The 22,346-nt window shown below is 44.9% G+C and carries 22 protein-coding genes; 12 read left to right on the top strand and 10 right to left on the bottom strand.

Annotated elements, in window-relative coordinates; genetic code table 11:
• The 5 genes from JHD45_RS13475 to JHD45_RS13455 form a co-directional block, all read right to left on the bottom strand.
• Entirely contained in the window at positions 1–846 is an 846-nt protein-coding gene (locus JHD45_RS13475) for an ABC transporter permease (RefSeq protein ID WP_233407836.1), read from the bottom strand.
• An 85-nt stretch (positions 847–931) separates the two neighbouring features.
• On the bottom strand, positions 932–1,951 hold the full coding sequence (locus tag JHD45_RS13470) for an ABC transporter substrate-binding protein (RefSeq protein WP_199477037.1): 1,020 nt from the start codon (positions 1,949–1,951) through the stop codon (positions 932–934).
• 383 nt (positions 1,952–2,334) lie between these two features.
• A complete protein-coding gene (locus JHD45_RS13465; protein ID WP_199477036.1) occupies positions 2,335–2,628 on the bottom strand; it encodes a DUF1330 domain-containing protein in 294 nt (97 codons plus the stop codon).
• Positions 2,629–2,651: 23 nt separating this feature from the next.
• Positions 2,652–3,038: a carboxymuconolactone decarboxylase family protein gene (locus tag JHD45_RS13460; RefSeq protein WP_199477035.1), complete on the bottom strand. Its 387-nt coding sequence runs from the start codon at positions 3,036–3,038 to the stop codon at positions 2,652–2,654.
• A gap of 11 nt (positions 3,039–3,049) precedes the next feature.
• Complete coding sequence (locus tag JHD45_RS13455; protein ID WP_199477034.1) at positions 3,050–3,697, bottom strand: GntR family transcriptional regulator; 648 nt, start codon at positions 3,695–3,697, stop codon at positions 3,050–3,052.
• 140 nt (positions 3,698–3,837) lie between these two features.
• On the opposite strand from JHD45_RS13455, the gene JHD45_RS13450 reads away from it, so the two are divergent.
• The 5 genes from JHD45_RS13450 to JHD45_RS13430 are packed head-to-tail and all read left to right on the top strand — an operon-like array spanning position 3,838 to position 8,679.
• The gene (locus JHD45_RS13450) at positions 3,838–4,437 is read left to right on the top strand and encodes an amino acid synthesis family protein (protein WP_199477033.1); all 600 of its coding nucleotides are present in this window, start codon (positions 3,838–3,840) and stop codon (positions 4,435–4,437) included.
• Positions 4,409–5,242, top strand: a complete 834-nt coding sequence (locus JHD45_RS13445) for an alpha/beta fold hydrolase (RefSeq protein WP_199477032.1) — start codon at positions 4,409–4,411, stop codon at positions 5,240–5,242. The genes JHD45_RS13450 and JHD45_RS13445 overlap by 29 nt, the downstream gene beginning before the upstream one ends.
• The gene (locus JHD45_RS13440; RefSeq protein ID WP_199477031.1) at positions 5,235–6,143 is read left to right on the top strand and encodes a flavin reductase family protein; all 909 of its coding nucleotides are present in this window, start codon (positions 5,235–5,237) and stop codon (positions 6,141–6,143) included. Before JHD45_RS13445 ends, JHD45_RS13440 begins: the two co-directional genes overlap by 8 nt.
• On the top strand, positions 6,140–7,174 hold the full coding sequence (locus JHD45_RS13435) for an LLM class flavin-dependent oxidoreductase (RefSeq protein WP_199477030.1): 1,035 nt from the start codon (positions 6,140–6,142) through the stop codon (positions 7,172–7,174). The genes JHD45_RS13440 and JHD45_RS13435 overlap by 4 nt, the downstream gene beginning before the upstream one ends.
• 11 nt (positions 7,175–7,185) lie before the next feature.
• Positions 7,186–8,679 carry an aldehyde dehydrogenase gene (locus JHD45_RS13430; protein WP_233407835.1) on the top strand — a complete coding sequence of 498 codons (1,494 nt, stop codon included), beginning with the start codon at positions 7,186–7,188 and terminating at the stop codon, positions 8,677–8,679.
• A gap of 133 nt (positions 8,680–8,812) precedes the next feature.
• Here the strand turns inward: JHD45_RS13430 and JHD45_RS13425 are convergent, their stop codons facing one another.
• Complete coding sequence (locus tag JHD45_RS13425; protein WP_199477029.1) at positions 8,813–9,568, bottom strand: IclR family transcriptional regulator; 756 nt, start codon at positions 9,566–9,568, stop codon at positions 8,813–8,815.
• 189 nt (positions 9,569–9,757) lie between these two features.
• Here JHD45_RS13425 and purU point away from each other — a divergent pair, with 189 nt between their 5' ends.
• Genes purU through JHD45_RS13395 form a run of 6 tightly spaced genes read left to right on the top strand, consistent with a single transcriptional unit; the run spans position 9,758 to position 16,626 of the window.
• Entirely contained in the window at positions 9,758–10,612 is an 855-nt protein-coding gene (gene purU, locus JHD45_RS13420) for a formyltetrahydrofolate deformylase (RefSeq protein WP_199477028.1), read from the top strand.
• 16 nt (positions 10,613–10,628) lie between these two features.
• Positions 10,629–11,489, top strand: a complete 861-nt coding sequence (folD, locus tag JHD45_RS13415) for a bifunctional methylenetetrahydrofolate dehydrogenase/methenyltetrahydrofolate cyclohydrolase FolD (RefSeq protein WP_199477027.1) — start codon at positions 10,629–10,631, stop codon at positions 11,487–11,489.
• Between the two features lie 44 nt (positions 11,490–11,533).
• A complete protein-coding gene (locus JHD45_RS13410; protein WP_199477026.1) occupies positions 11,534–12,781 on the top strand; it encodes an FAD-dependent oxidoreductase in 1,248 nt (415 codons plus the stop codon).
• A gap of 25 nt (positions 12,782–12,806) precedes the next feature.
• Positions 12,807–13,118, top strand: coding sequence for a sarcosine oxidase subunit delta (locus JHD45_RS13405; RefSeq protein ID WP_199477025.1), 312 nt, complete (start codon positions 12,807–12,809; stop codon positions 13,116–13,118).
• Entirely contained in the window at positions 13,115–16,033 is a 2,919-nt protein-coding gene (locus tag JHD45_RS13400) for a 2Fe-2S iron-sulfur cluster-binding protein (RefSeq protein ID WP_199477024.1), read from the top strand. The genes JHD45_RS13405 and JHD45_RS13400 overlap by 4 nt, the downstream gene beginning before the upstream one ends.
• A complete protein-coding gene (locus JHD45_RS13395) occupies positions 16,033–16,626 on the top strand; it encodes a sarcosine oxidase subunit gamma (RefSeq protein ID WP_199477023.1) in 594 nt (197 codons plus the stop codon). The genes JHD45_RS13400 and JHD45_RS13395 overlap by 1 nt, the downstream gene beginning before the upstream one ends.
• A 114-nt stretch (positions 16,627–16,740) precedes the next feature.
• Here the strand turns inward: JHD45_RS13395 and prpD are convergent, their stop codons facing one another.
• From prpD to JHD45_RS13375, 4 genes are read right to left on the bottom strand one after another with little or no spacing between them, the layout of a single operon-like run.
• Entirely contained in the window at positions 16,741–18,228 is a 1,488-nt protein-coding gene (gene prpD, locus JHD45_RS13390; RefSeq protein ID WP_199477022.1) for a 2-methylcitrate dehydratase, read from the bottom strand.
• A 40-nt stretch (positions 18,229–18,268) separates the two neighbouring features.
• Complete coding sequence (prpC, locus tag JHD45_RS13385; RefSeq protein WP_199477021.1) at positions 18,269–19,396, bottom strand: bifunctional 2-methylcitrate synthase/citrate synthase; 1,128 nt, start codon at positions 19,394–19,396, stop codon at positions 18,269–18,271.
• A gap of 41 nt (positions 19,397–19,437) precedes the next feature.
• Entirely contained in the window at positions 19,438–20,316 is an 879-nt protein-coding gene (gene prpB / locus JHD45_RS13380; protein ID WP_067341295.1) for a methylisocitrate lyase, read from the bottom strand.
• Between the two features lie 31 nt (positions 20,317–20,347).
• Positions 20,348–21,031 carry a GntR family transcriptional regulator gene (locus JHD45_RS13375; protein ID WP_067341291.1) on the bottom strand — a complete coding sequence of 228 codons (684 nt, stop codon included), beginning with the start codon at positions 21,029–21,031 and terminating at the stop codon, positions 20,348–20,350.
• An 893-nt stretch (positions 21,032–21,924) separates the two neighbouring features.
• Between JHD45_RS13375 and JHD45_RS13370 the strand changes: the two genes are divergently transcribed.
• A complete protein-coding gene (locus JHD45_RS13370) occupies positions 21,925–22,344 on the top strand; it encodes a hypothetical protein (RefSeq protein WP_199477020.1) in 420 nt (139 codons plus the stop codon).
• Positions 22,345–22,346: the final 2 nt, after the last annotated feature.

The raw sequence follows: 22,346 nt of genomic DNA, 5'->3' as shown, positions 1-22,346 counted from the left end.
TTAAGCGCCTGTATTGGAAGAAACGGGGGAGTCGGTTTGTACTTTTAAGTAGACATAAAACATCGCCATAGTAATAATGACTAACACAACCGCTGATGCACTTGCCATTCCCCAATTCAAGAAGTTTTGTACTTGCTCAATAATGAACTCGGGTAGCATCATATCATTCACACCGCCTAGGAGCGCTGGTGTGATGTAATAACCTAACGACATGACAAATACCATCAATCCACCTGAGAATAGTCCTGGTTTGCACAGGGGTAAAAACACCCGAAAGAAAATGGTTTTTGCGGATGCACCGCAAATAGATGCCGCCTGCAATACCATAGGATCAATAGCAGACATACAGGCTTGTAACGGTAAGACAATAAATGGAATCATTATATAACTCATACCAATGATGACCCCTGTCATATTATGTACCATTTCAATTGGCTGATCGATAATCCCTAGTGCCATGAGTATCTTATTAATAACTCCTGAGGATTGAAGTAACACGAGCCAAGAGTAGGTTCGAGCTAATAAACTTGTCCACATGGATAGCAATATTATATTTAATAAAATTCTTCCCCATCCTTTTGGCACTAAGGTAATACACCAAGCTAAAGGGAAGCCTAATAAAAGAGAAATGCTTGTTACAAGGATCGAGACGAGAAAGGTATTGTATAAAACTTTAGCATAAGTTGTGGTTGCTAAGAGCTGAGCAAAGTTTTGCATGCCAAATTTTGGGTCCGTAATACTATGAAGTAATAAACCGACCAGTGGAATAATAAAAAAACTGCACAAAAAAACTAATATAGGCAGTAAAAGCATACCAACACGCCATTTTTTTATTGAAAAAGCCATAAACATGGTTGAGGCACCTCAATTTTGTTTGGATGGTGTGAATACACCACCCAAACCAATGGTAAAAATGAAATAACCGAAGATATTATTTTAGTAACCAAGCATTCCAGCGTTTTGCAATTTCTTCTCCATGTTTCGCCCAATACTTGTAATTGAGTGAGACTTGCTCTTTCGAGTAATGGGTAGGCAGATAGGTTGTTAGGCCTTTTTCCATCAATGCTGGGCTGTCTTCATTGATCGGGGCGTAGGCTGTCAATGAGGCAAAGTCTGCTTGTCCTTGAGGGCTAGAGGAGTAGGCAAGAAACTTCATCGCTGCATTTTTGTTCTTAGCGCCTTTTGGAATAACAAGAAAATCTGCCATGACTAAATTTTGATTCCAACTGATTCCAACTGGCATACCGTCTGATTGGAGGGCAAATATACGTCCATTCCAGAACTGACCAAGTGACACTTCACCTGAGGCAAGAAGTTGTTGAGATTGGGCACCACTGCCCCACCACACAATATCTTTTTTTATTGTGTCGAGTTTTTTAAATGCTCGGTCTAGATCAAGAGGGTAAAGGTCTTTAGGTTTGACACCATCAGCCAGTAAGGCAAGCTCTAAGACTCCTGGACTTGGCCACTTATAAAGGGCGCGTTTTCCTGGATAGTCTTTCGTATCAAACAGTGCATTCCAATTTGTGGGTTGGGCACCATGAATTTTGCTTTTGTTGTACGCTAACACAAAAGAAAAGTAGAAAGAGCCTATGCCGTATTTAGAGACAAAGCGAGGATCAATTTTGGATTTATTGATCACAGAGAAATCAAGAGGTTCAAGAAGTCCTTCCGCTGCTGCACGATAAGCAAAGTCGGCCTCAACATCGACTACGTCCCATTGTACATTGCCACTTTCTACCATGGCTTTTAGTTTACCGTAATTCGTAGGGCCATCTTGAATCACTTTAATACCGGTTTTGTTGCTGAAAGGTATTGCCCATGCCTGCTTTTGAGCATCTTGAGTGGATCCCCCCCAACTTACAAACGTTATGCTGTCTTGAGCATAGCATTGCATAGCGCCGACACTGCAGATGGAGGCGATAAGTGCGCCTTTTAGTAGTTTTCTCATCGTCTGTTCCTTTTGCTTTTTTATGTACGTGAGTGTTTGCTGCTAAGGTCTTTTTTGCCTCCATAGTGAGAGTTGAGCAAAAAACAACCTTAGAAGCCCATAATATGGTATACCATATTATATGCAAGCATATGTTTACGTTTTTTTATGAGTGCAGTCTTTTTTGACAGAAGTAACAAATGCAGTAGCGTGAGCGAATGGAGGAAGGTTGAGATATTTCGTTAGCCATGCTGCCGCCGTCATTAACGGGTAGATCCAGAGGGGGAATTTTGCTTGTGTCCAGCGGTAATTGATCGCTGGGAAGAGTTCTTTGGTGGCGGTGGAGAGTTTTCTTTTATTGATGCGAGGACGTATAGAAACGTCCTGTTACATACAGAATGGGATTAACTTAGACCATGCATAATTAAAATATTGGCCTGGGCACAGTTAACTCTGTGCTTTCTGGCTGCTTGATATTCCTCTGAGTGATAGCAGTTTAAGGCACTCTCGTAGCTATCAAACTCAAATACGACGGCTCTATCCGGTGGCGATTCAAACCCCTCTATAGCGGTCACGCCTTCACCTCTAGAAAGAAGTTTCGCTCCATATTTTTTGAGTGCAGCAGGAGCAAGATCCAAATAATCTTGATACGCCACTTTATCATTAACGTTAACAAATGCGACCCAGTAGCCTTTCATAGTAACAGCTCCTCATGGTTGGTTTAGGACTTTAGTAAGCCCTTATCGGTTAAAACAACACGTGCTATTCGAAAGCATTCCACGCCTTGTGGAACGCCACAATAGATGGCAATGGCATGAATAACCGCGCGTACTTCTTCTACGGTTACACCATTGTTTAGGGCGCCTTTAAGGTGTAACTCCCATTCTTCCATTTTTCCTAACGCGGCAATCATAGTAAGGTTCATCATCGAGCGGGTTTTGGCGTTTATGGTCTCATCTCCCCATCCAAATCCCCAACACCATTCCGTCATCGCCTCTTGAAAAGGGCGATTAAACTCATCGGCTTTCGCTAAGTTCTTCTCAACGTATTCAGCGCCTAGGGTTTCTTTACGTTTGCTGATTCCTAATTCAAATAATTCTTTATTCATTGTTTGATTCCTTAGTCAGTTTGCATGGCGATTTCATAAGCTTCTTTTAAGTGGCGAGCACAAATTTCTACCGCCTTCTCAGAATCTTTCTCTTCCATTGCCTTGATGATGCCGTATAAATCTTTTGGTCCTGATGTTTTTCGTCCTGTTGAACTCAAGGTTAGGGCCCTTAACCGAGAAATACGGGAGTTGAGCTGCTCAACTAGATCCCAAGAGACGTGTTTTTCGGCCGTTTTAAAAATGATCTCATAGTAGTCTTTTGTTATTTTCAAGGCTGTACTGACATCATCATTAAGCAGGTGAGTGGCTATTTCATCATGTAGTTCATAGAGTTGTTGAATGACTTCTGGTGTCGCTTTTTGACTGCACTCTCTTACCGCAGAGCATTCAAGTAAGGTGCGAATATCGTAAATTTCTTTGACTTCTGCATCACTGATGGAAGCGACAATAAAACCAGAATTTGGTATCCCTACAACAAGTCTTTCGCTTTCTAAGTGTCGAATGCATTCTCTAACAACCGTTCGACTCACTCCCATGCTTTCGCACAGGGTTCTTTCTACTAGCCTGTCTCCTGGTTTTAATAGGTTGCTTGTTATGGCATTTCTTAAGGATTCAAGAGCACTTTCTTTTAGTGTTTTTGGGCGCTCAACTTTTTGCATCCGGTTTTCCTCTAATAAAGTATCGATCAATTACTTCGAGATCATAGCATATTTATTGTTGCACCTCGTAAGATTGTATGTTTAATATTATGTAATATGGTATACCATATTACAAATAATTTTCCATATTAGGTGCCAACATGACTATAGAGATTCGCAAAATCGTTAGTTTTGAAGAAGAAACATTGATCGAAGGCTATAAAGAAACGGATAAGCCTCTACGGATGTTTGCTGTTGCCGCTGTTGTGAAAAACCCATGGGCAGGAAGGTATGTTGAAGATTTAAAGCCTATTGTGTTGGAATACGGGCCGCAGCTCGGAAAGCTATTAACCGATAGAATCTGCGCGTTAGCAGGCGGCGCTGACAAGATAGAAGCCTTCGGTAAAGCCGCGCTTGTTGGCTTGAACGGAGAGATAGAGCATGCCTCTGCTCTGATTCATACCTTACATTTTGGCAATTTCTATAGAGAAGCCGTAGAAGCGAAATCCTTCCTATCTTTCACCAATACTCGCGGCACTGCCAATGCTTCTATCTGTGTTCCTATGATGGACAAGAACGATGGCGGTAGACGCTCCCACTATTTGACACTGCAATTCAATATTAATGATGCTCCAAACGCTGATGAAGTCGTGGTGGTATTAGGTGGCGCAACGGGCGGTCGACCACATCACCGTATTGGCGATCGTTATCAGGAATTGAAGGAGCTAGGGCATGATATTGACAACCCTGCAGCGGTTTAAATCTTCGACGGGGCTTTCCTATGTGAAACTAGGGCAAGGGCCTTCTCTTGTGCTAGTTCATGGGGTAGGGCTTAGATTAGAAGCTTGGGGTAATCAATTCGAAGCCTTGTCTAAAAATTATACCGTCTATGCTGTTGATATGCCTGGTCATGGCGAGAGTCGTCTGATGAAAGAATGTACTGATATTTCCAAATACACAGATGTGATTGCTCGCTGGATAAAAACAGAGTTGAAGTCATCTGTTGTGATGGCTGGTCATTCGATGGGCTCGATGATCGCGCTTAACTTTGCTATTCGCTATTCAGAGCTTTGCTCTGGAGTGATAGCGCTCAACTCTGTTTATCGCCGGTCTGTAGAGGCTAAAAAAGCTGTTTTGGCAAGAGTTCAGCAAATTAAAAATGACATTAACCCCCAAAATGTGACAGCCCCAGTAACTCGTTGGTTTGATTATCCAGTACAAGGTGATGATGCTCTTTACGCGGACTTGTGTTGTCAGTGGTTAAGCCAAGCACCGTTAGATGGTTATCGACAAGCCTATGAAGTTTTTTGTTTAAATGATGGCCCAGCCGAAAGTGATCTAAAGGCCCTTGGAGTGCCTGCCATATTCATTACGAGTCGTAATGATCCCAACTCTCAGCCTTCGATGTCTGAGAGTATGGCAACCATCTGCCCACAAGGTCAGTCATATATCATTGAAAATGCTAAACATATGGCACCATTGACCCATTCAAATGAAATAAACCCTATCATGATTGATTTTGCCTCTCGCTGCTTTAGTCAATCAGAGGAGATGTCTTATGAGTGATTTTGACGTACGCGAACTACGCAATGCGTTTGGTTCCTTTATGACTGGCGTCACCGTTGTTACCGCAGTGAGTAAAACAGGAGAAAAAGTTGGTTTTACGGCGAACTCGTTTACATCGGTATCAATGGAGCCACCTTTATTACTGGTTTGCCCAGCGATGCGTTTGTCGAGTTATGAGATCTTTGAATCTTGTGATCATTTTGCCGTTAGTGTTCTTGCCGAGGATCAGCAGCATGCATCAAATACATTTGCGGGCTCCAAAGGCGACCGTTTTGCTGAGGTGGAATGGCACGCGGACGAGTTTGGGACGCCTCTTATTGCGGGGGCGGTAGCACATTTTTCGTGCTCCTCTTTCCAAAAAGTTGAGGCGGGCGATCATTTATTGTTGATGGGAAAAGTTGAGTACTTTTCAAGCAATGAAAAGTTTGGACTCGGTTACGCTAAAGGTGGTTATTTTAGTTTAGGCATGGAGCATAAAGCGGAAGAAATCGCTTACGAACAATATGCGCAAGTTGGCGCTTTAGTGGAATGTAATGGCAAGCTGTTGTTGAAAAAAACTGACAAAGGTTTCAGCTTACCACAAGGAAAAATGCAGACAGATATCTCTTCTCTACAAACTCTAAAGAATATGCTTGTTTCTTTAGGTATAGAAGCGGAAGTTGGGCAGGTGTTTTCTGTTTATGAAAGGTCTACCGCTGGAAACTTTGTCGCGTTTTATCGTGCAGAGAGTGCGACAGAGAAAGAAATCGAAGGCTATGAGTACGTTGCAATAGATGAGCTGTCTGGTGTGGTGTTTGCCTCTTCAGATATAACGTCTATGGTCACTCGATTTGTTCATGAAAAGAGTAATGGTGTTTTCCGTTTATATGTCGGTAATGAATTGGAAGGAGATGTGCGATGAAATTTTCACTTTTTGCCCATATGGAAAGAGTAGATGAACAGCAACGTCAAAAAGACCTTTACGATGAGTTTATGTCACTTTGTAAAATGGCTGACGAAGGGGGGATGACAACGGTTTGGACAGGAGAGCATCATGGTATGGACTTTACCATCGCACCTAATCCCTTTTTGAATTTAATTGATCTCTCCCATCAAACTCAGCATGTACGCTTGGGGACGGGGACGGTTGTTGCCCCATACTGGCATCCCATAAAGTTGGCTGGCGAAGCGGCGATGACAGACATCATCACCAAGGGGCGTCTGGAGTTGGGCATTGCCCGTGGCGCTTATGCTTTTGAATATGAGCGTATGGTTCCTGGCGGAATGGATGCTTGGAGTGCTGGTGAGTGCTTAAGAGAAATGGTGCCCGCTATTAAAGGTCTATGGAAGGGAGATCATACTCAAGAAAGCAAACATTATAATTTTCCTAAAACGACGTCATCACCTAAACCTCTAACAGAAGATGGTCCGCCAATCTGGATTGCCGCACGGGATATTAATAGTCATGAGTTTGCCATTAGTCACGATTGTAATGTGCAAGTTACGCCTTTATGGCAAGGTTTAGAAGAAGTCGAAGGGCTCATTAAAAAGTACAATGAAGCCTGCGCTAAGTTTGACCGCCGTACTAAAATCATGATTTTGCAGCATGCTTTTGTCGCAAAGGATGATATAGAGGCAGACAAAGCGGCGAGTAAGTTACATGAATTTTATTGTTATTTTGGTGCCTGGTTTAAGAATGAACGCCCAATCAGTCAAGGTTTAATCCAACCTCTTACTCAAGAAGAAATTGATAATCATCCGTTCTACAAAAAAGAAGCGATTAAAAACGATCTTATGATAGGCACATCAAAACAGATCATTGAACGCCTTAAGCACTATGAAGCGCTTGGTTATGATGAGTTTGCCTATTGGTCTGATTCTGGTATGAGTCGTGAAGAGAAAGAAACGTCTCTACGCCGCTTTATTGATGAAGTCATGCCCGCTTTTAATTAAGGAGTTACCCCATGATGTCTAATAACAAGTTACCGCATTATAAGTTGCTCATTGATGGTGACTGGGTCGATGGTGCAAAGGCTCGCTCTATGACAACAACCAATCCAGCGACTGGTGAACCCTGGGCAACCTTTGCTATGGCAGAAGTGGAAGATGTTGATCGCGCCGTTAAAGCCGCTCGTCAAACTCTTGCTAAGAAGGAGTGGGGGGGATTAAATCCAACACAGCGGGGGGCTTTACTGCATAAATTGGCCGATTTGTTAGAGCAGCATTCGGAAGTGTTAGGTGAAATAGAAACGACGGATAGCGGTAAATTGGCAGCGGAAACCAAAAGCCAGGCGAAGTACGTAGCCAGTTATTATCGTTATTACGCAGGTTTAGCGGACAAAATAGAAGGTCACACCTTACCTATCGATAAACCTGATATGCATGTGTTTACCAAGCCTGAACCGATTGGTGTCGTGGCGGCCGTTGTGCCTTGGAATGCGCAAATGTTTTTAACCGCCACCAAGCTTGCTCCCGCTTTAGCGGCGGGTTGTACCGTGGTGATCAAGGCTTCTGAAATGGCGCCAATTGCCATTTTAGAGTTTGCCAAATTGATCGAGAAAGCTGGATTTCCAAGTGGTGTTGTCTCTGTTATTACGGGTGATGCTGAAGGTTGCGCGATTCCACTGACCTCTCATCCAGACATTGATCGTCTCGCCTTTACTGGTGGTCCTGAGACGGCAAAACATGTGGTCAGAAATACTGCTAATAACTTCGCCGTGACTTCACTTGAGTTGGGAGGGAAATCACCAATTTTAGTTTTTGATGATGCCAATATTGAAAGTGCGGCGAACGGCATTATCGCAGGTAATTTTGGCGCTTCGGGTCAGTCCTGTGTTGCGGGGTCGCGAGTCTATGTGCAGCGAGCTATTTACCCCAAAATTTTAGCTCGATTGTTAGAAAAAACCGCGGCTATTGTGGTGGGGAATCCATTGGATGCGACAAGTCATATCGGCCCCTTATGTACATTAGCGCAAATTGATGGCATTGAGCGAGTGTTAGAAAAAGCCAAAAAGCAAGGCGGCAAAATTCTAACAGGAGGAACACGCTTAACAGACTTAGGGTCTGCATATTACTTTGCTCCAACGATTGTTGAGTGTCCGACGAACGATATTGAAACCTTGCATGTTGAGCTGTTTGGCCCGGTTTTATCCATAGCATGCTTTGACACGGAAGAAGAGGCCATTGCATTAGCGAATGACTCTGAGTTTGGTCTTGGATCCGGTGTCTTTACTGAAAATTTAGCTCGTGCTATGCGTGTTTCTCAGCAAATTCAGTCTGGCATATGCTGGGTTAATACCTATCGAGCGGTGTCTCCTATAGCCCCTTTTGGTGGTGTTAATCAATCCGGTTATGGGCGTGAAGCGGGCATTCAGGCGATTCAAGATTACATAAGAGTCCGCACCACTTGGATCAGCACCTCAAGTGAACCTATGGGGAATCCCTTTGTAATGCGGTAAATATTTGCTATCTGTGTCTTTAAGCAAACTCAGACATCGCCTTTTTCAAATGAAGTGATTGCTTCATACCGAGAAATAGACTGAAAAGAATGCGTCTAAGATCTTATCTTGAATGTGTTAGTGATGTCCTTTTTTAGGGGGTTAACTGTGAAATCGCTTTTGCCGTATTGAGTAACTCCTCTTTTGCGGCTTCAAATTGTTCTTGGTTATTCATGACTTGGTCTGCCCCCGATATATTAATGGCGGCGACTATCTTGCCTAAATAATTCGTGATTGGTACGGCAATGGCGGTGGCGTTGTCAGAGCGATTACTTGAGTAGCCTTGTTGCCATTCTTTTTTCAAAAGCGCTTTTAACTCAGGAAATGATTGAGGGTAGGGGCCAGGGTAGGTGTCTAATTGTTGGGTTTGATACATGGCATTGAGTTCAATATCACTGAGTTGCTGTAAGAGCACTCTCCCCATAGCGTTAGTATGGCAAGGCAAGCGTGAACCGAGAGGAATGTTAACGGATAAGCGTTGAGAGGCTTGAGATCGGTATATGTAGACCGTTTCTAATCCGTCGCGTATGCCTAGATGACAGGAGATAGACGTTCTGTCTCTTAGCTCATTTAGATGAGGGGCGGCGATATCAACTAAGTCTTTGCCCGCTAAAAAGGCAAAGCCGCGAGACACTATTTGGGGGCCTAGCTCGTAAGCATTTCTAGTGACTTTCTTCAGATACCCCATATCCAATAAAGTTTGAACAATGCGATAGGTGGAGGAGGCACTCACTCCCAAATTGTCAGCAAAATCTTGCGTGTTTAATACCCTTTTTTCTTTGTCAAACATCTCAATTATTTGTAGCCCTCTCGATAACGCGGGAACGTGGTAGTCAGTGTTTTTTGTCATATTTTATTCCATATATGATTAATTTTTTTGTATAAGTATTAGTTTTTGGTTTTTTTAAAGTTTTTAGGCTTTTTACTTTCAAAAATATTTAAATTTAATATATTTGAAAACAACTGATTTTTAAAGTGAAAAAATCAAGCTTTTTTATTCATATATAAAGAAAATTTTCATATTTGAGGTTTTGGCGGTATGTCTAAAGATTTTATTTTAAAGGCTTCTTGTGATGCGAGCAGTGGCATTGTCGCGACGGTGTCTTCTTATCTTGCCGAGCATGATTGCTATATCTCTGAAATGCATCAATTTGATGACGAAGAGAGTTGTCGCTTTTTTATGCGCGCCGAGTGTCGAATAGAAGGCCATGTTCAGTCTATTGAGTCAATTCGAAATGGCTTTGACGAACAGGTTGCCCGCTTCAATATGGACTGGGAAATTTTAGATAAAGAGCAGCCCGTAAAAGCGCTGCTTATGGTCAGTAAGTTTGACCATTGTCTGGATGACCTGCTCTACCGTCACCGCAAAGGTGAATTGCCAATGACCATCACTGCCGTGGTGTCAAATCATAAAGATCTAAGACCGATGGTGGAGCGAGAAGGCATTCGTTTCGTTCATTTACCCGTTAATAAAGAGAATAAAACGGAACAAGAAGCCGCTTTGCTGGACATCATCACAGAAACCAAAACGGATCTAGTGGTTCTAGCTCGCTATATGCAGATCTTATCGGACGCGCTTTGTAAAAAGCTACATGGCCGAGCCATCAATATCCATCATTCCTTTTTGCCAGGGTTTAAAGGGGCTAAGCCATATCATCAGGCTCATCAGCGGGGCGTTAAGCTCATTGGTGCGACGGCACATTACGTCACATCGGATCTGGATGAAGGGCCAATCATAGCGCAGTCCGTCCAGCCTGTAGATCACACTTATTCACCCGAACGGTTAGTTGCTGTGGGTCGCGATACAGAAACCGTGGCATTGGCGACGGCGGTTAGGATGCATCTTGAGCACCGTGTGTTTATGTACGGTAATAAAACGGTTGTCTTTAAGTAGACCAGTGGAGAGCACCATGACAGTTATGATTGATGGCAAAGCGCTTGCAGATGAAATCGTCCAACACGTGGCGCAAGAAGTCTCTGCTTTTAAACTAAAACATAAGGTAACGCCTGGATTAGCCGTTGTTTTAGTGGGCGACGATCCGGCAAGCGCTGTGTATGTGCGCAATAAAATCAAACGTACAGAGCAGGCTGGGCTGCAATCCATCGCACATTATTTGCCAGCAGAAACAACTCAACAACAGTTGGATGAATTAATTGATCAGTTGAATCGAGATGACTCTGTCCATGGCATCTTGGTGCAACTTCCTTTACCAGCACACTTGTCTGAAAGCCGAGTAATCGAAGCCATTTCACCGGAAAAAGACGTTGATGGTTTTCACCCTGAGAATGTTGGCAAGCTAGTAACTGGTCAGCAAGTCCTTGTGCCATGTACACCACTGGGTTGCATGATCATGCTGAAACGACATATTGATGATTTATCGGGTAAGCACGCTGTGGTGATTGGTCGTTCCAATATAGTCGGGAAGCCGATTGCCAATTTGCTTTTGCAATCCCATTGTACCGTGACGATTGTTCATTCTCGGACGCAACATATTGAAGAAATCTGCCGTGCTGCAGACATTGTGGTGGCGGCTGTGGGTCAACCTCTGATGGTTAAAGAAGACTGGCTAAAGCCTAATGCCGTTGTCATCGATGTTGGTATCAATCAAATCTCATTGAATGGTAAAAGAAAATTAGTGGGGGATGTCGACTATCACGACGTGTTTTCAAAAGTGTCCGCAATAACACCTGTTCCTGGTGGCGTTGGTCCAATGACCATTGCTTGCCTTATGCAGAACACGTTAACCGCTGCCCAACACCAACTCAACTAGGTGTTAAGTCGAATACCCATTTAGATTTTCTAAGGAGCTGCTAAATGCCTTTTTCATTACTGAAATACGGTTTAAAAAACGACTATCCATTTGAAAATGATGCTGACTTACCATTACCGACTGAACTCAAGCAGCATTACGATGTGGTTATTATTGGTGGGGGTGGGCACGGTGTCGCAACGGCTTACTATCTTGCCAAGTACCATGGCATTACTAATATTGCCATTTTAGAAAAAGGGTATCTTGGAGGAGGCAATACAGCGCGAAATACGGCGGTTATTCGTTCTAATTACCTAACCTCCGAAGGGGTTAAGTTTTATAAAGAGTCCGTTGATATGTTTCAGGGGCTGTCAAATGAGTTCGACTTTAACATCATGTATTCCTCTCGCGGCCAATTAACTTTAGCCCACACGGATTCGACGGTTCGCTCATTTCGACAGCGTACAGAAGTGAATACCCACTTTGGTGGTAATACTGAGCTTATTGACCCTCAGCAAATTAAAGAACTGGTGCCAACCTTAAATATGAACCCGGCTGACATGCCTATTCTAGCTGGCTTGTGGCATATCGATGGGGCTACAGCACGGCACGATGCTGTGGCTTGGGGGTACGCCAAAGGAGCCACGCAACGTGGCGTCGAGCTTCATCAATTGACGGAAGTCACGGATGTTATTGTCGAAAATGGTAAGGCGAAAGGCGTAAAAACCAACCGAGGGACGGTTACTTGCGGTTGTATTGTTCAAGCCGTAGCGGGTCATAGCTCCATTGTTGCGGCCATGGCGGGCATTAAAATGCCGATTACCACTTATCCGCTGCAAGCCATGGTGACTCAGCCAGTTAAACCTTTCCTTGATCCATTGGTGAGTTCGTCCGCACTGCATTGTTATGTGCAGCAAACAGGCCGAGGTGAAATCGTATTTGGCGGCGGATCTGACCCTTATCCACTTTATAACACACGCTCGACGCTTGATTTAAAAGAAAGCTTAATGGCAAGCGCGGTGGAAATGTTTCCGTTTATGGCAAATTTGAAATTGATGCGTCAATGGGCGGGTATTACAGACATGACCTCAGATTACAGTCCAATCATGGGTTTAAGCCCCGTTGAGAATTATTACCTTGATGCCGGGTGGGGGACATGGGGATTCAAATCAACCCCTATTTGCGGGAAATCAATGGCCGAGCTCGTGGCTAGTGGCGGCAAAGTGCCAGAGTTAATTGCGCCATTTTCTATGGATCGTTTCGATGTGTTTCGTCAAGTGAATGAAATGGGTGCCACAGCGGCCAGTCACTAAGTGATTTCCTAGAATAGGAGGCATTATGAAAATTATGAACTGCCCGTTAAATGGGCCAAGAAATATCAGTGAATTTGTTTATGGTGGCGAAGTGAAAACCATGCCCAATGCTTTAACCTGTTCGGATAAAGAGTGGGCTGAGTATGTGTTTTATTCTGAAAATACCGTTCGTGTGGTAACCGAGTGGTGGTTTCATTCACCTTCTGGCTATTGGTTTATTGCAGAGCGTCATACGGCCAGTGATGAAATTCTTAAAACCTATGATCCATCTGAGCTGTTTAATAAACGCGTAGAGTTTGAAAGCGCCCCTGCAAGCGTTGAGGAGAAGCCAGTATGAGCATGAATCGACTACCTGCCCCTTTAGGTTTATACATCAAGCGAGACAAGGTGATCAATTTCATGTTCGAGGGGCGGTCTTATCAAGGGTTTGAAGGTGATACGATTGCCAGTGCCTTGATCGCGAATGATCAGTGGCTAATGTCGCGCTCATTTAAATACCATCGACCACGCGGTCCATTAACCATGGCGGGTCAAGATGCGAATACGTTAGTGCAGCTCAAAAGCGAGCCGAATGTCTTAGCCGATAAGCAGCTTATTTGTGCTGATTTGGATGTGGTTGGGCAAAATTATAACGGCTCTCTGGAAAAAGATAAGGATGCAAGATTGTCCTATGCAGGACGGTTTATGCCAGTCGGGTTTTATTACCGTGCATTTTATAAACCTAAGGGGGTATGGGATAAATGGGAACCCTTTATACGCAAAAAAGCAGGTTTAGGCTTTGCTGATCTTACCTTTAAGCCTGTCTATCATGATAAAGCCTATCTGTTTCATGATATTGCAGTGATCGGTGCCGGCCCAGCGGGTCTTGCTGCGGCATTAAAAGCCGCTGATGCTGGCGCAACGGTGTTATTGGTTGATGAAAACCCTATTTTAGGGGGGGCTTTGACCTATCATCGTTTTGATGTTGAAGGTTTACGGGCCAACGAGTTAAGAACTCAGCTTACAGAGCAGGTTTTAAATCACTCCAATATCACGGTATTGAATAACGCGACTTGTAATGGCTGGTTTACCGATAACTATTTGCCCATTATTCAGGGCAATCGCATGTATAAAGCGCGAGCCAAGCAATGCATCGTCGCGTCAGGGGCGTTTGAACAACATGTTGTCTTTCGTAATAACGATGTGCCAGGAGTGGTGATGTCGAGTGCTGCCATGCGCCTTATGTCCCATTATGCGATTAAACCTGCAAACAAAGCCGTCGTTTTAACCGGCAATGATGATGGTTATTTGTGTGCACTGGCGTTAGTTAGAAATGGTGTGCAAGTCCCTCTTATTGTGGATATGCGTACCAATGGAGCGGATGACAGCTTGCAAAAAGCAGTGGCGCAACAAGGTATCAATGTGCGCTTAAATGCCACCGTGTATGAAGCTTTGCCAAGCTCGGATAAGACGCATTTATCTGCCGTTCAAGTCCATGACATCACCGGAACAGGGCAGGTGTCTGCTGGTGGCGTAACGATTCCTTGTGACATGTTATGTATGTCCGCAGGCTATATGCCCGTTTACCAATTGCTTTGTCAGGCTGGCGCGAAGCTGAGTTATAACGATGACAGTGCGCGTTTTTCATTGACTAACTTGCCGACAAACCTCTATGTGGCAGGGTCTGCAAATGGTGTTCATGAATTAGACGCCGTCATCCGCGATGGCCAGTTAGCCGCATACAAAAGTTTGACATCATTGGGTATCCCAAGTAGCGAGCCAGAAGCGGTGTCTTGTGTTAAGCAGACGAACTTTCCTTGGCCTATCTTCAAACACCCGAAGGGCAAAGATTTTGTCGATTTTGATGAAGACCTACAAGCTAAAGACATCGTCAATGCGACTCGTCTAGGTTATCGGGATATTCAATTAGTCAAAAGATTTTCCACTGTTGGGATGGGGCCATCTCAAGGTCGTCATTCTGCATTACCGACCGCTCGATTGGTCGCCGAGGCAACGAACCGAAGCGTGACCGAAACTGGCGTGACAACCGCTAGACCACCTTTTGTTCCCGAAAAATTAGCCAACATTGCCGGTCGTATATTCAGTCCTCATAAACATACGCCAATGCATAGACGTCATCTCGAACTGGGGGCTCATATGATTCCGGCGGGTATTTGGCGTCGCCCAGCCTATTACGGTCATCCAGAGAATCGCGATCAGTTGATTCAGCAGGAAGCACAAATGGTTCGTAATAGGGTTGGTATGATTGATGTCAGTACCTTGGGTGGCCTAGAAGTTCGAGGCCCAGATGCCGCAGAGTTTGTGAACCGTATTTATACGTTTGGCTTCTTGAAACAGCCCATTGGCAAAACACGCTATGCTGTTTTAACGAATGAGCAGGGCGTTGTGGTGGATGATGGGGTTGCTTGTCGCCTTGCTGAAGACCATTTTTACATTACGGCAACCACCAGTGGTGTCGATGCCGTGTATCGTGAAATGACCAAATGGAACGCCCAATGGCGTTTAAGCGTCGATATAGCCAATGTCACATCGGCTTTTTCTGCCGTTAATGTCGCAGGTCCTCTAGCGAGAAAAGTGTTGAGTAAGGTGTGTTTTGATGTGGATTTCTCCAATGAAGCCTTTCCCTATCTAGCTTACAAAGAAGGCACCATAGACGGTGTGCCCGTGCGTTTATTAAGGGTCGGATTCGTCGGCGAATTAGGGTATGAAATACATATGCCTAGCTTGTTTGGCGAAGGTATCTGGGATCGCTTAATGGAGGTCGGTCAAGAGTTTGATATGAAGCCATTTGGTGTTGAAACTCAGCGATTATTGCGCCTAGAAAAAGGCCATATCATTGTAAGCCAAGATACCGATGGCATGTCTCACCCCGGTGAGCTTTCTTTGCATTGGGCGATTAACCGCAAGAAGCCTTTCTTTGTTGGCAGTCGATCGGTTGATATTGTTATGGCGCGACAACAGACGCGAAAATTGGTTGGTTTTAAATTAGATGCCCAAGCAACACGACCTAAAGAGGGTCATCTCGTCTTGGCCAATGCCAGTCAAGCAGATTGCGCCATTACGGGCAATGTTACCTCTTCAGAGTATTCCAGTACGATTGGCGCAAACATTGGCATGGCCTTTGTCGGGGTTGATCAGCAGGAGGTCGGTTCAAGATTTCCAATTCGAGTGGATAAGGGGGAAATCGTGATGGCAGAAGTCGTGAAATTACCCTTTTATGATGCAAATAATGCGCGTCAGGAGGTGTTGTAATGGAATTTTTTAACTTAAGTGCGGTACCCAACTCGCGCAAAAGTCTGCTGGATGTAACTAATACTGAGTCACTTACCTCTAGTATCCAACGTCAGGATTGTACCCTGTATTCGAGAGTGGGTTTTCGGGGAATGGGGGCAGAAAGTTTTCTGATGTCGCACGGACTGCCGATTCCCAGTAAGCCAAATCAATCCCTTCTCTTTGAGCATGGTTTGGTCGTATTACGGCTAAGTAAATCCGAGTTTTGGTTAGTGGATCTTGACAATACCTATCATGAATTGATTGAAACGCTGGAGTTTGACGCGAAAGGGTTAGAGGATGTGTATCGCTTATTTTGTCAACATAGCCATGCTTGCTTCTTGTTTAAAGGCGAGCAAACGGCAGCCATGTTTTCCAAAGTGTGCGGCGTTGATTTAAGAAGCGATGCCTTCCCATTGGGGAGTGTTGCTCAAACGTCAGTTGCTCGTACCAATGGGATAGTGACGAAACAAGACAGCGACAGCCATGGGGAATTTTTTCTCTTACTGTCTGACTTGGCTAGCTCGCACTATTTATGGGAAGCACTAGCGGATGCTGCGTCCGAGTTTGTTTGAGTCTTTTCTGTCTACTGGCTGTTTAATTGGCGGTTTCAGTCGGGAGTAAATAATGAGGGCGCTTAATGATTTAAGCGCCCTCGTTGAATGTATGGAAATCAATGTCTTGGACTGTTAAGCGATGACAAATAAATCCATAAAGCGGTTAACTGGCGTGCTTTCTAGCGTGGCTTGATCTTTACACAGAGTAAAGATGGTTTGGCATTGGCGGTTCGGAAAGCGCGTTGCCAAGTTGTTTTTGAATTTCTTCTCCAAAAGCGGAATTCCTTCTTCGCGACGACGACGGTGCCCAACAGGGTATTCCACTACCACTTCTTCTGTGCTGCTTCCGTCTTTAAAGAACACTTGAATGGCGTTGGCAATGGAGCGTTTGTCGGCTTCTAGGTATTCGGCAGAGAAGCGTTTGTCTTCGACGATTTCCATTTTATCACGCAGTTCATCGATGATGGGGTTGGCGTCATGGAAGTCATCTTCATAGTGTTCGGCAATTAAATGACCAAAGGCTAATGGAACGGCGGCCATGTACTGCAAGCAGTGATCGCGGTCGGCAGCGTTTGCCAACGGGCCGGATTTAGAAATAATACGAATGGCCGATTCATGGGTGCGAATGACGATTTTATCAATGTCTGCCAAGCGGTCTTTCACTTGGGGGTGCAGTATCACAGCGGCTTCCGCTGCCGTTTGGGCATGGAACTCCGCCGGGAAAGAGATTTTAAACAAGACATTTTCCATCACGTAAGTGCCGTAGTCTTGTGAAAAAGCAAACTGACGTTGCGCTTCTGGTTTGATGGTTTGGTCTTTGTTGGTTTTCGAGAAAGACACATCATAAAACCCCCACTGTGGCGCCGTTAATACACCGGGAATGCCCATTTCGCCTCGCATGGACATATCGGCTAAGCGAACGGCTCGTGAAGTGGCATCCCCCGCCGCCCACGATTTACGAGAGCCTGCGTTAGGCGCATGGCGATAGGTACGCAGGGCGGAACCGTCCACCCATGCTTGGGAAATCGCTGCCATGATTTGCTCCCTGTCGCCTCCCATCATTTTGGTTACTACGGCAACCGAGGCAACCCGTACCAATAAAACGTGACACAAGCCCACACGGTTGAATGAGTTTTCGAGGGCGATGACGCCTTGAATCTCATGGGCCATGATCATGCCTTCTAAGACATCTCGCATGGTCAGCGGCTGTTCGCCTTTTGACAAACGTACTTGGGAAAGGTGATCCGCCACCGCCAAAATGCCCCCTAAGTTATCGGAAGGATGTCCCCACTCGGCGGCTAGCCAAGTGTCGTTGTAATCCAACCAACGAATGATGCAGCCTATGTCCCACGCGGCTTTGACTGGGTCGAGGGACAAAGACGTGCCGGGAACGCGGGCACCATTGGGGACAACTGTGCCTTGCACAATGGGGCCAAGATGCTTGGTACATTCAGGAAAGCGCAGGGCGAGTAAACCACAGCCGAGGGTATCCATTAAACAGTTACGAGCGGTATCCAGGGCTTCTTGGCTTTCTATTTTATAGTTCAGTACATAATCGGCGATGTCCTGGATGACTTGGTCGTAATCCGGACGGTTGTTTTGGTCTACGTTGGCACTCATTTTTGATCCTTACTTAGTATTTCTCTTGTCTATTTTTCGCTTAAGGACGGTCGTCAATATCCACCCAATCCGCATGGTCAGGTCCAATGTAATCGGCACTGGGGCGAATAATGCGATTGTTAGCGCGCTGTTCCATGACGTGGGCGGTCCAGCCTGTCACTCGGGCGCAAACGAAAATCGGCGTGAATAGCTTAGTGGGAATGCCCATGAAGCGGTAAGCGCTGGCGTGGAAAAAATCCGCATTACAAAAGAGCTTCTTCTCACGCCACATAACCGCTTCGCAGCGTTCAGACACCGCGTATAAGTGGTCGTCGCCGACGTCTTCACTGAGTTTTTTCGCCCATTTTTTAATAATGTCATTACGTGGATCTCGATCGCTGTAAATAGCATGACCAAAGCCCATGACTTTTTCTTTATTAGCCAGTTTTTGCAGTAGCGCAGCTTCGGCTTCGTCTGGGGTTTGCCAAGGTTCGATCATGTCCATTGCCGCTTCATTTGCGCCGCCGTGAAGCGGGCCGCGTAAGCTGCCAATACCACCTGTGACACAAGAATACATGTCTGACAACGTGGAAGCGCATACCCGAGCCGTGAAGGTCGAGGCATTGAATTCGTGCTCTGCGTACAAGATCAGCGAGGTGTTCATGACCTTTGCATGAAGCGCGCTAGGGGCTTTGTCGTGCAACATGGTGAGGAAATGCCCCGCCAAGGAAGGAACATGGTCATTGAGGGTATCAATGCGCACACCATCATGAATAAAGCGATACCAATACAACACGATGGCGGGTAGGGCGGCGATCAAACGATTCGCTGTATGGTGCGTTTCTTCGGTGTCCTGCTCTGGCTCTAGATTGCCTAAAAAGGAACAGCCCGTGCGCATGACATCCATTGGATGAGCTTCTGCGGGAATCAGTTCTAAGGCTTTTTTGAGGGTTTCAGGTAAGGCTCGCAAGCCCATAAGTTTTGCTTCATAGTCTCGCAGCTGAGCACGGTTCGGCAGTGCACCGTATAATAAAAGATAGGCGACTTCTTCAAAGCTCGCTTTATCGGCTAATACATCAATATCGTAGCCACGATAGGTTAATCCTGCGGCGGCTTTACCGACGGTACAGAGTGCGGTTTGGCCTGCGCTTTGGCCGCGTAGGCCTGCGCCGGAAAGAACTTTAGCCATGTTTCTACTCCTTACTTTAATTGTTATTGTTTAGAGAGAGTTTATTTTTTAGAGAAAAGCTCGTCTAATTTGTCTTCGTATTCATGATAGTTGAGAAAGTCGTAAAGCTCGTTACGTGTTTGCATACTGTCGACCACGTTACGTTGGTGGCCATCGTTCAGTAGGTGTTGGTAAACGTTAAGGGCAGCCTTATTCATGGCGCGAAATGCGCTCAAGGGGTAGAGCACCAAACCTACCCCAACGCTGGCTAATTCTTCTTTACTGAACAGCGGAGTGGCGCCAAATTCGGTGATATTGGCCAAGACAGGCACTTTGACGGCCTCGACAAATTCTTTGTATTGCTCCAAGGTAATCATGGCTTCTGGGAAAATCATGTCGGCACCCGCTTCCACACAGGCAATTGCCCGTTCAATGGCCGATTCCATACCTTCTACGGCGAGGGCATCCGTGCGGGCCATAATGACAAAACTTTCATCATGACGAGCATCGACACAAGCTTTTATGCGATCGACCATTTCGTCTTGGCTGACGATGGCTTTATTCGGGCGATGACCACAGCGTTTTTGCTGGACTTGGTCTTCAATGTGTACCGCTGCAACACCGGCTCTTTCCATTTGCTGTATGGTTCTGGTGATATTAAAAGCCCCACCAAAGCCCGTATCGATATCGACTAATAAGGGCAAGTCCGAAGCGGAAGTAATGCGCCGTACATCCTCTAGAACATCATGTAAATCCGTCATGCCCAGATCTGGTAAACCGTAGGAGGCATTGGAGACACCGCCGCCGGACAAGTAAATGGCATGGTGCCCTGTTTGCTCTGCCATCATGGCACAATAGGCGTTCACCGCGCCCACCACTTGTAAAGGGGCGTGCTCCTGTACTGCTTGTCTAAAACGTAATCCTGCTGAGTGTTTTGTCATTATTTTTCTCCCTTTCTCTTTATCTTTTGGGTTAAGGCTTAACGAGGCATTGCTCCATGGCTTGTTTCAGCAATTGACTGGCACGGCTGATATGCCGACGCATCAGTAATTCAGCAAGGTCGCCTTCGTGATTGGCTATGGCGTCTAAAATGGCCCTGTGCTCACGCAACGCTTGGCGCGGGTCGCGTCTTTGATCCGCCGTGTGATGTCGATACATGCGGATAACGGCATACAGCTCTTCTGTTAATAGACGAATAAGCTTGGTGTTGCCGCTAGCGTGAATGATGCGGAGATGAAAATCGTCGTTACCTCCTTGTTGCACATAATGCTCATCGTGGTTCGCATCCAGATAGGCTTGGTGCTCGTCTAGCAGATGATATAATCGAGTGACTTCCTCTTCGGGCATTTTTTCCGACGCCAGCCTAGCGGCCATGCCTTCTAATGCTTCTCGCATAGCAAAGGTTTCTAACATGTCATCAATATTGAGCTCTATCACCCGTGCCCCCACGTTTGCCGTGCGAGTGACCAAGCCAAGACCTTCTAATTTAACAATGGCCTCCCTAAGCGGCCCTCTTGATACACCGTATTGTTTGGCTAATTCCGCTTCAGAAATTTTGCTGCCTTGAGGAATATGACCTTGAACGATGGCACGACTTAACTGCTGGGCGATGTCTTCCGATAAGGTGGCAAATTTGACAGAAACAAGGTTACTCATAATGGCTACGTGTTCTATTTATTGTTGACAATATATGCAGTTTTAATCTTATTTTTGGTGTTTATCAAGTTGTATTGTCGACAATTTTTATTTATTAAACAAATTTTGAACATTTTTTAGTCGAGTAGAGAGTGCTGAACGGGCATTGCCGTGTGTGGCGCGACTAATCACTAAGTCCCTTCCCCTTTTTTAAGGGGAAGGTTAGGATGGGGTTGTTCTGTTTGTCGTCTCTCAATTGCTTTGTATTTATGAGCTTTATTCCGCTCTGCTGAGCGGGTAACTTTTTGCAAGCGCCCAAAAAGTAACCAAAAATTCGCTTTTAAGGGCAGCGCCTCGTTTCCTCATGGAGACATCATGCTGTCAATGCAGAGCCCCATCAAGGCATAGATTGGTTTTGAGGATAGGAGACAAGGTATTTTTAACTGACTCTGAAACACCATAAAGTCGCGCAACTTCGTTGCGTCGAAGACGATTTGTAGGTTGGACTTCAGTCCAACAATGGTTACCTCATTGGATTAAGGGGTCGAACACCTTTTCGACCTGATTAACCCTAACTATTCTGAAATGCTTTCACGAAAAGGGCTTTGACCCTGCGCTGAATCAAATATCAACATGTTCTAATTGGTACTTATTTGAAAATAGATTAGAGTGTAAACATGGCGTCTAGGATGACGAAAGCCACATATTTCTCTCCTCCTGATGCACGGTTATTAGACAAAACAATCATGCTTGTTTAAGCCGAAGCCTGAACGCTCATTATGATCTATTATTTTATATAAATCATGATGTTAGCTTAATTTATCTAAAAGGCTAAGACCAGAATAACGCGCACGCCGATTTATTGGATAAATGCGCATGCGCATTATTAAACTATTATAAAACGGAGATGTTCCATGGATGAGTTGAACGAAGCAATATCTATCTATGTGAAAGGTGCAAAGTCTGTAAATGAGGCTAGTCGAACTCTTGCGACATCTGAAAGAAGACTGCTGAGTATGTTCCCAAAAAAAATCATTACAGATGCTCAGTTAAGCCTTACAGATTTTTATACATCACTTGAAAATGCAGATAAAATATATACGGCTCAGCTCAAGTTGATAAAATCAGTATCCAGAGCACATGGTGGAAATGATGCAGTTGATCGGCTGGCCTCTCAAAGTATTGTAGTTGCAAATGCCAGACAAGTATTTGTAAAAAGTTTATCTAATTTTGAAAGCAATATTGCAAATATCGAAAATACTTTAAATTTTAGAATAAATACAACAATAGCCCTATTCGCAATAGTTGTCTCTGTAATTGGTATTTTATTATAAGG

The sequence above is a fragment of the Marinomonas spartinae genome (assembly GCF_016461715.1).
In the GTDB taxonomy this organism is placed as follows: domain Bacteria; phylum Pseudomonadota; class Gammaproteobacteria; order Pseudomonadales; family Marinomonadaceae; genus Marinomonas; species Marinomonas spartinae_A.
The sequence above is the reverse complement of the archived record's forward strand: the minus strand, read 5'-3'. Positions and strand labels throughout refer to the sequence as shown.